We start from the raw sequence: 11170 nt of genomic DNA, 5'->3' as shown, positions 1-11170 counted from the left end.
CGTTATGTCAGTTCAGAGGAGGGGATGATCGGGAAAAATGCCCCGCCCGAACGCACGCCGAACCAGCTTTCGCCGTTGTGCTGTTCGTGTTGGCCGATATCGACAAGGCGATAGAAACTCTTGCGATCGATCAGCGCGTCGAGGTTGGCGCGGATGTTGATATATGGCGACGGCTCCCCGGTTTCTGGGTCGCGGGTGACACGGATAGGGTGATCGGGGCCGGCTTCGGCGGCGTCCTCGACATTGGTGAAAAAGGTTATGAGCTGATCGTCGCCTTCACCCGAAACCTCAAAGTCGATTGCGACGAAGGGCGCGTCGTCAACAGTGATCCCAACCTTTTCGACGGGGGTGACCAGAAAGTAGTCATCGCCGTCTTTGCGAAGAATCGATGCGAAGAGTTTGACCAATCCTGCACGCCCAATTGGGGTGCCCAGATAGAACCACGTGCCATCCCGTGCGATGCGCATGTCCAGATCGCCACAAAAGTCAGGATTCCACAAATGAACGGGCGGTGGGCCTTTTTTACCTGCTTTTCGTGCGGCATCGGCAATGTTTTCGACGGTTGGTTTCACGATCATTTGTCCCATGATGCTTTTTGCCATTTGTGCCGGGGGCCATAGTTCCCTTTAATGGGACCATACAGCACCGCAAGGAGAGATGTCATGAGCGATGACGCACAACTGGTGGCAGAAATCGAAACGCTGGGTTCCAGACTGGCGTTGGCCAAGGAAAGCATCTCGAAACGATTTATCGGGCAACCGCGGGTTGTCGAACTGACGCTTAGCGCGCTGTTGTGCGGTGGGCACGGTTTGCTGATCGGCCTTCCGGGGCTGGGCAAGACCCGCCTTGTTGATACGCTGTCCACGGTCATGGGGCTGGATGGGGCGCGTATTCAGTTCACGCCGGATTTGATGCCCGCCGATATTCTGGGGTCCGAGGTGCTCGAGACTGCCGAAGATGGCTCTAGGGCATTCCGCTTTATCAAGGGGCCGATCTTTTGCCAGCTGTTGATGGCGGATGAAATCAACCGGGCCTCGCCGCGTACCCAATCGGCGCTGTTGCAGGCGATGCAGGAAAAATCCGTCACGATTGCGGGGCAGGAACACGCGCTGGGCCAGCCGTTCCACGTGTTGGCAACGCAAAACCCGATTGAACAAGAGGGCACGTATCCGCTGCCTGAGGCGCAGCTTGACCGGTTCCTTGTTCAGATCGATGTGCCCTATCCCGACCGTAAAACCGAACACGATATTCTGTTGGCCACCACCGGCGTTGCAGAGGAGGAGGCCCATGCCGTCTTTTCCGCCGCCGAACTGATCGCCGCACAGAACACCGTGCGCCGGATGCCGGTGGGCGAAGCGGTTGTTGCCCTGATCCTTGATCTTGTGCGGGCTTGTCGCCCCGGTGATCCGGATGCGCCCGCCGCCGTGCGTGAAAACGTGGCGTGGGGGCCGGGGCCGCGTGCGGCGCAGGCACTTATGCTGACGGTTCGCGCACAGGCATTGTTGGAAGGGCGCTTGGCACCATCGGCCGATGACGTTCTTAAAATGGCGGGTCCGGTACTGAAACACCGTATGGCTCTTAGCTTTGCGGCACGTGCACGTGGCGAAAACCTGGATGAGATCATCGAAACCGTCACAACCAACCTGTCGCGGATAGAGGCTGCCGCGTGAACCAACCCGCCGCCCTCCGTTCCCGCGCCGAAGGATTAGCCGCGCCGCTGCCACCACTGTTGGCAGAGGCAGAGCATTTGGCCGCGACGGTTCTGTTGGGCGAACATGGCCGCCGCCGTGCGGGCATGGGGGATGAATTCTGGCAATACCGCCCCGCCGGGCCGGGGGACGAAGCACGCAGCATTGATTGGCGCCGCTCGGCCCAGTCTGATGTGCATTTCGTCCGCGAAAAGGAATGGCAGGCCGCGCAAAGCGTGCTTTTGTGGGTCGATGACGCGCAATCGATGCAGTTTGCAGGGGATGGTTCGCACACGTCTAAGGGGGATCGCGCGCGGGTGCTGGCGCTTGCCGTTGCGGTTCTGTTGATCCGGGGTGGGGAACGTGTTGGCCTGTCCGGCTTTACCCTGCCACCGCGCCGGGGCGAATTGCAGCTTTTGCGCTTAGCAGAGGCATTCAACGCAACGGACGAAACGCCCGACTATGGCACCCCCGAAGCCCGCGGAATGTTACCCCATTCCCGCGCCGTGTTTGTTTCGGACTTTCTGGGCGATCTGGCCCCGGTCGAAGCGGCCCTGACCAAAGCCGCTGATCGCGGTGTTAAGGGTGCGTTGCTTCAAATCCTCGACCCTCAGGAAGAGGCGTTTCCGTTCGATGGGCGCACCATTTTCGAAAGCATGTCTGGCAACCTGCGCCACGAAACCCTGAAGGCCAGCGAACTGCGCGCACGGTATCTGGATCGTTTGGCTGAACGCAAGGCCCGGCTGGCGGACTTGGCGCGTGTGACGGGGTGGCATTATCAATGCCACCACACTGGCGAAAGCGCGCAAGCGGCGCTGCTGTGGCTGTTTCGCGCCTTGGAAAGGGTGCGCTAATGTTTACGCTGGGCCCCATAGGTTTCACCGCGCCGTGGCTTTTGATCGGGCTGCTTGCCTTGCCCATTCTGTGGCTGTTGCTGCGGGCGGTGCCTCCGGCACCCATTCGCCGCCGGTTTCCCGGCGTTGCGTTGTTGCTGGGCCTGACGGATGACGAAACCCAGACGGATAAGACCCCATGGTGGCTGTTGTTGCTGCGAATGTTGGCGATTGCCGCCGTGATCATCGGCTTTGCCGGGCCTATTCTGAACCCTCAGGATGAACGCGCCGGGTCTGGCCCGCTGTTGGTGCTGATTGACGGAACATGGGCGGACGCGCGCGATTGGCAGCGCCGCGTTGATCGTGTCGACGCCCTGTTGGCAGAAGCCGCCCGAAGCGCGCGCCCGGTTGCAATCGTTCAAACGACCGACTTGCCAGACGAAGGTGCGCTGTTTCAGGCCGCTGACGCGTGGCAATCGCGGCTTGCCGGGTTGCAACCGGCCGCGTGGGAACCTGACGCTGATGCGGTGGCCGAATGGGCCGATAGCCTGACGGGCAACTTTGAAACCTTCTGGGTTTCTGATGGTGTTGACCGCGCCGCGCGTGCACCGCTGCTGGATAGCCTAGAGCGGCACGGAACAGTCTTTGTGTTTGAAAGCCCGCGCCCCGTCTATGCCCTGCGCCCCGCACGGTTTGAGGATGGCAAGATTGCCGTAACCGCCTTGCGTGCCAGCACGGCTGACACAGCCGAGGTACCGATCACCGCCATCGGCCTTGACCCTAATGGGGTAGAGCGTGAATTGGCGCTGGCGACCGCTGAATTTGCGTCAGGCGAGGGCGAAGCAACGGTTGAGCTGGTTCTGCCGCCGGAATTGCGCAACCGGATCACCCGGTTTGCGGTGTCGGGTGTACGCTCTGCCGGGGCGGTTTCCTTGACGGATGACAGCCTGAAACGGCGCGAAGTGGCGTTGATCGCCGCACGCGATGACCGGGAGGGGCTGGAGCTGCTTTCACCGCTCCACTTCCTGCGTCAGGCGTTGGAACCTACTGCCGACCTGATTGAGGGCAACCTGCTGGATATCCTTCTGGCAAACCCCGATGTGGTCGTTCTGGCGGATGTCGCGACGGTGGCAGAGGCGGAACAGGACGCGCTGTTGGACTGGCTTGACCAAGGCGGGCTTTTGCTGCGGTTTGCCGGGCCGCGCCTTGCCGCCAGCGATGTCAGCCGCGTAGAGGAAGACCCGCTGCTACCGGTTCGCCTGCGCGCGGGCGGGCGCACAGTGGGCGGCGCGATGAGTTGGGGCGAACCTAAGGCGCTGCGCCCGTTCCCCGATACGTCTCCTTTCTTCGGCCTTTCGCTAAGCGACGAGGTCACAGTTTCGGCTCAGGTCATGGCCCAGCCCGGCCCGGATCTTTCCGAACGCTCCATCGCTTCGCTTGCCGACGGCACGCCGCTGGTCACCCGCAAGCGTGTCGGGCAGGGGCAGGTGGTTCTGTTTCATGTGACGGCCAATGCGGAATGGTCCACGCTGCCGCTGTCGGGGTTGTTCGTGCAGATGCTGGAACGCCTTGCCATTTCCACCCGCCCCACCAAACCCGCTGCCGAGGAACTGGCAGGCACCACATGGGTACCCGAGGATGTGCTGAACGCTTTTGGTGAAATCGAAGACGCGGGCAACATGCCGGGGATCCCCGGCGAAGCACTGGCCGATGGCCGCCCTACGGCCACGCAACCGCCGGGCCTTTATGCGGGCGAAGAACGGCGGATCGCGCTGAATGTCTTTGACAATGAAATGCCACTTGCCGCGACAAGCTGGCCCGCCCGCATCGCGGTCGAGGGGCTGACCGTGGTGCGCGAAACCTTCCTTAAGGGGGCGTTCCTGATGGCGGCGCTTGCGCTGTTGGCGCTTGATATGATCGCCTCTCTCTGGTTGTCGGGGCGTTTGCGCGGACCGCGTTCGGGCGCTGTGGCGGCTGTGGCTTTGGCGCTGATGTTGCCACAGGATGTACGCGCGCAGTCCCCGGATGACGCACTGGCGCTTGCCGCGACATCCGAGGTCGTTTTGGCCCATGTGGTGACGGGGGACAGCCAGCTGGATGATATCGCGCACGCCGGTTTGCGCGGCCTTTCCGATAAGCTGTTCCAACGCACGTCTGTTGAACCGGCGCAACCGATTGCGGTGAACCTTGAAACGGATGAACTGTCGTTCTTTCCGTTCCTTTATTGGCCGGTAACCGCCAGTCAGCCGCAGCCATCGGCCCAAGCCTATGCAAAGCTAAACCGGTATTTGCGCACGGGTGGGATGATCCTGTTTGACACGCGCGATGCCGATGTGGCCCGTTTCGGCAGCGGTTCGCCTGAGGGGCGCAAGTTGCAAGAACTGGCCCGCCCGCTGGACGTTCCCCCGTTGGAGCCCATTCCGCAAGACCACGTTCTGACCCGCACCTTTTACCTACTTCAAGATTTCCCCGGGCGGTTTTCTTCGCGTGATGTTTGGGTCGAAGCCGCCCCACCCGAAGCCGAGCTGACCGAAGGGATGCCGTTCCGCAATCTTAACGATGGCGTGACGCCTGTTGTGATTGGCGGCAACAACTGGGCCGCTGCCTGGGCGGTGGATGAACGCGGTGTGCAGATGTACCCGGTTGGGCGCGGCTATGCCGGGGAGCTTCAGCGTGAAATATCGTACCGCTTTGGCATTAACCTGATCATGCATGTTTTGACGGGCAACTATAAGTCCGATCAGGTACATGTGCCCGCTTTGCTTGATAGGTTGGGCCAATGAACGGTTCCGTCATATTCGACCCGCTTTTGCCATGGCCCGTACTGTGGACGGCCGCCATTCTGGCCACTGCCTTTGTGGTGTTTGCCGTGTGGCGCGGATTGTCTGGCTGGTGGCTGCGCGGGCTTTCTGCGGCGGCTCTGTTGCTGGCGTTGGCCAACCCGTCGCTGCAACAGGAAGAGCGCGCGCCGCTGTCTGATATCGTCGTGCTGATCGTTGACGAAAGCGCCAGTCAGCGGCTTTCTGACCGGGCAGAGCAGACCCAAGCCGCAATCGCGCGGGTCGAAGCCGAAGTCGCGGCGATGGAAAACACCGAACTGCGGGTGGTTGCCGTTGGTGATGGCGAAGGCGATTCCGGCACGTTGCTGATGACCGCGCTGTCCGAAACCATGGCCGAAGAACCGCGCGCTCGGCTGGCCGGGGCCATTCTGGTGACCGACGGCCAGTTGCACGATATCGACCGCGCGCCAGAACTTCCCGCGCCGCTGCACACCTTGCTGACGGGGCACAGCACCGATTGGGACAGACGGCTGGTCATCAAGAATGCGCCAACCTTCGCCATTTTGGACGAAGAGGTGATGCTAACCCTTCAGATCACCGATCAGGGCGCAGTTCCCGCAGGGCAAGGCGGGCAAGCGGACCTGTCTGTGCGTGTGGATGGCGGCGAACCTGAAGTCTTTACCGTTCCTGTTGGGCAGGATCTGGATCTTCCGGTGACGCTGCGCCATGGCGGTATGAACGTCATTCAGTTCGAACTGGCCGAGGCAGCGGGTGAATTGACCGATCGCAACAATGCGGCCGTCGTTCAGATCAACGGCGTGCGGGATCGGTTGCGCGTGTTGTTGGTGTCCGGCGAACCACATCCGGGTGAACGCACGTGGCGCAATCTGTTGAAATCCGACAGCTCTGTCGATCTGGTGCATTTCACCATTCTACGCCCACCCGAAAAACAAGATGGCGTGCCGGTGACAGAATTGTCGCTTATCGCATTCCCCACGCGTGAGCTGTTTTTGGAAAAGGTGGATGAGTTCGATCTTATCATCTTTGACCGTTACAAACGCCGTGGGATTTTGCCCACCGTCTATCTTGAAAGCGTGCGGGATTACGTTTCTGCTGGGGGTGCTTTGCTGATTGCTGCGGGGCCGGACTTTGCCAGCGCCGATAGCATCTATCGCTCTCCGTTGTCCCAAATCTTGCCGGCCGCGCCAACGGCCCGCGTCGTCGAAGAAGGGTTCCGCCCCGAGGTTTCAGAACTGGGCAAACGCCACCCTGTCACGGAAGGGTTAGAGGCATCTTGGGCTGCGCATGGCGACGAGTGGGGCCGTTGGTTCCGCTTGATCGAGGTTGAAGCTGATAAAGGCCAGTCCGTCATGAGCGGCCCCGAAGATCGCCCGTTGCTGGTGCTTGATCGCGTGGGCGAAGGTCGCGTCGCGCTGATGGCGTCGGATCATGCGTGGCTTTGGCACCGTGGCTTTGAAGGGGGCGGTCCGCAACTGGAACTGCTGCGCCGCCTTGCTCATTGGATGATGAAAGAGCCCGAGCTTGAGGAAGAAGCGCTAAGCGCCGTGGCAGATGGGCAATCAATCACCGTCACGCGCCGTTCGTTGGAAGACACGGCGCGCAGCGTCGAAATCACCGGGCCCGACGGAACGGTCACGGTTCTGCCGCTTGAAGAAACCCAACCGGGAAAGTTCACGGCTGAATTCGAAGGCCCCGAAATCGGTCTTTACCGCCTGAACGATGGTGAACTGGACGCGGTGATCGCGCTTGGCCCTTCGGCCCCGAAAGAGTTCGAAGAAACCATTGCAAGCGGTGACAAATTGGAGCCGCTTGTCGATACGCGGCGGGGCGGGATACTGGCGCTTGAAAATGGCGTTCCCGACATTCGACGGGTGCGCGAAGGGCGCGTGGCCGCCGGGCGCGGCTGGATCGGGATCACCCCGCGCGAGGCGTATCTGACGGCGGATATCACGATTGTGCCGCTTGCCCCTGCATGGGTGTTCCTGCTGCTTGCGGCGTTGCTAAGTGTCGGCGCGTGGCTTCGCGAAGGGCGGCGCTAGCGGGAAAGCTGAACCGCCACGGGTGCGCCCCAGCCATCCACGTTGCATCGCGGACGAATGGAAACCTCTGTCATATCGGTCGGAATTTCGACGCCAGACAAAGAGCGTGTGAAGGGTTGTTCGTTCACATGCGGGTGCAGAAGTTCACGAAACCCAAGGCGCGTTCCGTCTGGTGCCAGAACCTCCCACCCGTCGGCATAGTGGTCCCACCCTGTGTCGGGGTGGCTTAGCGTAACATCGAAATGCCAGCCGCCGGGGGTGCTGCGGGCGTTGACGGCGTCAACGGTGGGGGCGTCTGCAAAGGCCGGTAGGCCAAGCATGATGAATGGTAACAGGTAACGCATCTAAGGCTCCTCCTTCGCGGCATATTGCAGCAAAAGCGTGGCCGATGTGGTCACTTTGGCGTGGGGCCAATCAGTGCGGTACGGGAATCAGACGCAAATTCGCGGCGCCACAGCACAAGGCAGGTTACGATCGACGCAATGATCAACGCCAGCGGGCCCAGCAGCCACGCCAGCCCCCCGAGAGAGAAATAGAGCGAACGCATACCGCGGTTAAAGCTGCGCGCGGCGTTGATGTTAATCTCGGCGGCTTGGTCCGCGCGGACGTTCGCCAACGGGTCATCGGGGTCGTTGGGAACGGCCGCCATTATGACCGCGCAATAGCCGAAGAGCCGGTGCGACCAAACGAATTTCAGAAATGCGTTGGTCACGAACAAAATAACGGCAAGCAGCTTAACTTCCCACACGACGGCAGGGGCGGTATCAAGGTTCAGATCACGCGCAACACCCAAAAGGTGTTCGGTATTCCCAACCAGCGCCAACCCACCCCCGATGGCGATCATCGAAGCGGATGCAAAGAACGTGGTGCCCTGACGCAAAGTGCTTAGAATATTGGAGTCAAAGATGCGGGGTTGCCGGGTGATCAGCTGCTGCATCCATTCGCGCCGGTATTCGACCATCAGGCTTGAAACTGATGGGTATTTTTTCGGCGCGCCTTCGATCAGTGCGCCGATTACAACCCAGCCCAAAACCCATACGGCAAGCGCCAGAATGTCAAATGGCCCGAACAGGGCGATGCGGCCTAATATCTCCATATGGGGAACGTATCCGCAAGAATGCGCCTTGCCACCCCGTAAAATTGGTTATAATTACTTACCAATCAAGGCGAGGAGGCCCAGCCATGGATATGCCAGCCCCAAACCCCACCGTGCTTGCCAAAAAGGCGCGGATCGTAGACCGGCTTTTGGCGGTGCTACCCGCTGATGCGGTGATCCACGAGGTCGAAGAAACGCGCGCGTATGAATGCGACGCGCTGACCGCGTATAAGTGCCCGCCGCTGTGTGCCGTGCTGCCCAGCACCACTGCCGAAGTTTCGGAAATCCTTAAGATTTGCCACGAAGAAGGCGTGCCGGTTGTGCCGCGCGGGTCGGGCACGTCATTGGCGGGCGGGGCGTTGCCCACGGCCGATAGCGTAATCTTGGGCGTCGCCCGGATGAACGAGGTGCTGGAAACCGATTACGATAATCGGTTCATTCGTGTGCAATCAGGGCGCACCAACCTGTCGGTGACGGGCGCGGTGGAAGAGGAAGATTTCTTTTACGCCCCAGACCCTTCGTCACAACTTGCCTGCGCGATTGCGGGCAACGTGGGTATGAATTCCGGCGGGGCACATTGTTTGAAATACGGCGTGACGACCAACAACCTGTTGGGTGTCACGATGGTTCTGATGGACGGCACCATTGTAGAGATCGGCGGCGCGCATTTGGATGCCGGTGGGCTGGATCTGTTGGGCGTCATCTGCGGCTCGGAAGGGCAGTTGGGTGTGGTGACCGAAGCCACCCTGCGGATTTTGCGAAAACCCGAAGGGGCCCGGCCCGTTCTGATCGGCTATGACAGCAACGAAGTTGCGGGGGAATGCGTTTCCGACATCATCAAAGCCGGGGTTCTTCCTGTCGCGATTGAATTTATGGACCGCCCCTGTATCCGCGCGACCGAAGCGTTCGCAAAAGCGGGCTATCCTGATTGCGAATCCTTGTTGATTGTCGAGGTGGAAGGTTCGGATGCGGAAATTGACGAACAGCTTGGCCTGATCTCTGAAATCGCGCGCAAACATAACCCGGTGGAGCTGCGCGAAAGCAAATCGGCCGAAGAAAGTGCCGCGATTTGGCTGGGGCGCAAATCGGCCTTTGGCGCGATGGGGCAGATTAACGATTATATGTGCCTGGATGGTACGATCCCGGTGTCCGCCCTGCCGATGGTGCTGCGCCGGATCGGCGAGCTTTCAAAGCAATACGGGTTGGACGTGGGTAACGTGTTCCACGCGGGCGATGGTAACATGCACCCGCTGATTTTGTTCGATGCCAACAAACCCGGTGATTTGGAGCTGTGCGAAGAATTTGGCGCCGAAATCCTGAAGCTCTGCGTCGAGGTGGGCGGCTGCCTTACCGGTGAACACGGCGTCGGTGTGGAAAAGCGCGATCTGATGGATGCGCAGTTTGACCCCGTAGACCTTGAGGCGCAGCTTAGGGTCAAAGACGTGTTCGACCCGGCATGGCTGTTGAACCCGGCGAAAGTCTTTCCGCTGAACGCAACCGCCACGCGGCGCGCTGCGTGATAGACGGCAGCAACCAGTTTAGGACGCACCCGATGATCAAACCAAAGACAGAGGCCGAGCTTGCACAGGCCGTCGCCGACGCGACTGGCCCGCTTAAGATTATCGGCGGTGGCACGCGCGATGTTGGCGCGCCCGTTACTGGCGGGGTGCTTTCGACGCGTGGCCTTTCGGGGATAGAGCTTTACGAACCCGGCGCGCTGACGATTGTCGTAAAGGCCGGGACACCGGTGGCCAAAGTCGAACAGGCGCTGGCCGCCGAAGGGCAAAGGTTGCCGTTTGAACCCCTGGACTATCGCGCCCTTCTGGGTACCACGGGCACACCGACGATTGGCGGAGTTGTGGCCTCAAACGCGTCTGGCCCGCGGCGTATTCAGGCCGGGGCGTGTCGTGACAGCCTAATCGGCGTTCGCTTTGTCGATGGGCATGGCGACGCGATTAAGAACGGCGGGCGGGTGATGAAAAACGTCACCGGCTATGACTTGGTCAAGCTGATGGCGGGCAGCTGGGGCACCTTGGGTGTCCTAAGCGAAGTGTCGTTCAAGGTGCTTCCGGTGCCCGAGGCCGCGGCTGAATTGCGGATTTCCGGCTTGTCAGAGGCGGAGGCGACCAAGGCCATGTCAGCGGCGATGGGGTCCCCCTTTGACGTGACCGGCGCGGCGCATCTGCCCGAGGGCGTGGGCGAGGGGCCGGATACAATCCTTCGGATCGAAGGGTTCTCAGCCTCGGTCGCTTATCGCGCGAAAGAGCTGACAAAGCTGTTGGCCCCATTCGGCGATGTGGCGGTAGAGCATGACCCGACGCAGGTCGCGGCCTCGTGGAAATGGCTGCGCGATGTGGAGGCGTTCGCGACGCGGGACGGTGCGGTCTGGCGGGTTTCGCTGAAACCCACCAACGCTGCGGTCTTCAGCGCGATGCTGGAACAAAACGATCTGGAGCATCAGGCGATATTTGATTGGGCCGGTGGTCTGGTCTGGCTGCTGGTCCCTGACGAAGGGGATGCAGGTGCCGCGGTTATCCGACAGCAGATTGCCACCTTTGGGGGCCACGCGACCCTTGTTCGCGCAAGCGAGGCGACGCGGCGCGCCGTGCCGGTTTTCCAGCCAGAGCCCGCGCCTTTGGTCGCAATCAGCGCGGGGCTGCGCAAGCAGTTCGACCCGCGCGGTATTCTGAACCCCGGATTGATGGGCTGACGC

9 protein-coding genes are annotated in these 11170 nt (G+C 61.0%); 6 read left to right on the top strand and 3 right to left on the bottom strand.

Annotated elements, in window-relative coordinates; all coding sequences use genetic code 11:
- Positions 1–2: 2 nt before the first annotated feature.
- Positions 3–578 (bottom strand): DUF1285 domain-containing protein, encoded by a 576-nt coding sequence (locus COL8621_RS13855; RefSeq protein ID WP_235823926.1) that lies wholly within the window; start codon positions 576–578, stop codon positions 3–5.
- Positions 579–662: 84 nt separating this feature from the next.
- Between COL8621_RS13855 and COL8621_RS13850 the strand changes: the two genes are divergently transcribed.
- From COL8621_RS13850 to COL8621_RS13835, 4 genes are read left to right on the top strand one after another with little or no spacing between them, the layout of a single operon-like run.
- Positions 663–1670, top strand: a complete 1008-nt coding sequence (locus COL8621_RS13850; RefSeq protein WP_093967907.1) for an AAA family ATPase — start codon at positions 663–665, stop codon at positions 1668–1670.
- A complete protein-coding gene (locus COL8621_RS13845) occupies positions 1667–2542 on the top strand; it encodes a DUF58 domain-containing protein (protein WP_093967906.1) in 876 nt (291 codons plus the stop codon). Before COL8621_RS13850 ends, COL8621_RS13845 begins: the two co-directional genes overlap by 4 nt.
- The gene (locus COL8621_RS13840) at positions 2542–5304 is read left to right on the top strand and encodes a DUF4159 domain-containing protein (protein WP_093967905.1); all 2763 of its coding nucleotides are present in this window, start codon (positions 2542–2544) and stop codon (positions 5302–5304) included. The genes COL8621_RS13845 and COL8621_RS13840 overlap by 1 nt, the downstream gene beginning before the upstream one ends.
- On the top strand, positions 5301–7361 hold the full coding sequence (locus COL8621_RS13835; protein WP_093967904.1) for a glutamine amidotransferase: 2061 nt from the start codon (positions 5301–5303) through the stop codon (positions 7359–7361). Before COL8621_RS13840 ends, COL8621_RS13835 begins: the two co-directional genes overlap by 4 nt.
- Here the strand turns inward: COL8621_RS13835 and COL8621_RS13830 are convergent.
- Complete coding sequence (locus COL8621_RS13830; protein ID WP_093967903.1) at positions 7358–7705, bottom strand: hypothetical protein; 348 nt, start codon at positions 7703–7705, stop codon at positions 7358–7360. The two genes, COL8621_RS13835 and COL8621_RS13830, sit on opposite strands and share 4 nt — an antisense overlap.
- Before the next feature lie 50 nt (positions 7706–7755).
- A complete protein-coding gene (locus COL8621_RS13825) occupies positions 7756–8457 on the bottom strand; it encodes a DUF599 domain-containing protein (protein WP_093967902.1) in 702 nt (233 codons plus the stop codon).
- 86 nt (positions 8458–8543) lie between these two features.
- Between COL8621_RS13825 and COL8621_RS13820 the strand changes: the two genes are divergently transcribed.
- Together COL8621_RS13820 and glcE are read left to right on the top strand one after the other, a co-directional pair.
- Positions 8544–9977 (top strand): FAD-linked oxidase C-terminal domain-containing protein, encoded by a 1434-nt coding sequence (locus COL8621_RS13820; RefSeq protein ID WP_093967901.1) that lies wholly within the window; start codon positions 8544–8546, stop codon positions 9975–9977.
- A gap of 35 nt (positions 9978–10012) precedes the next feature.
- Positions 10013–11167, top strand: a complete 1155-nt coding sequence (glcE, locus tag COL8621_RS13815) for a glycolate oxidase subunit GlcE (RefSeq protein ID WP_093968597.1) — start codon at positions 10013–10015, stop codon at positions 11165–11167.
- The last annotated feature ends 3 nt before the right edge of the window (positions 11168–11170 follow it).

The organism is Actibacterium lipolyticum (genome assembly GCF_900184935.1).
In the GTDB taxonomy this organism is placed as follows: domain Bacteria; phylum Pseudomonadota; class Alphaproteobacteria; order Rhodobacterales; family Rhodobacteraceae; genus Actibacterium_A; species Actibacterium_A lipolyticum.
Note: the sequence above shows the minus strand (reverse complement) of the source record. Positions and strands in the feature narration are given on the sequence as shown.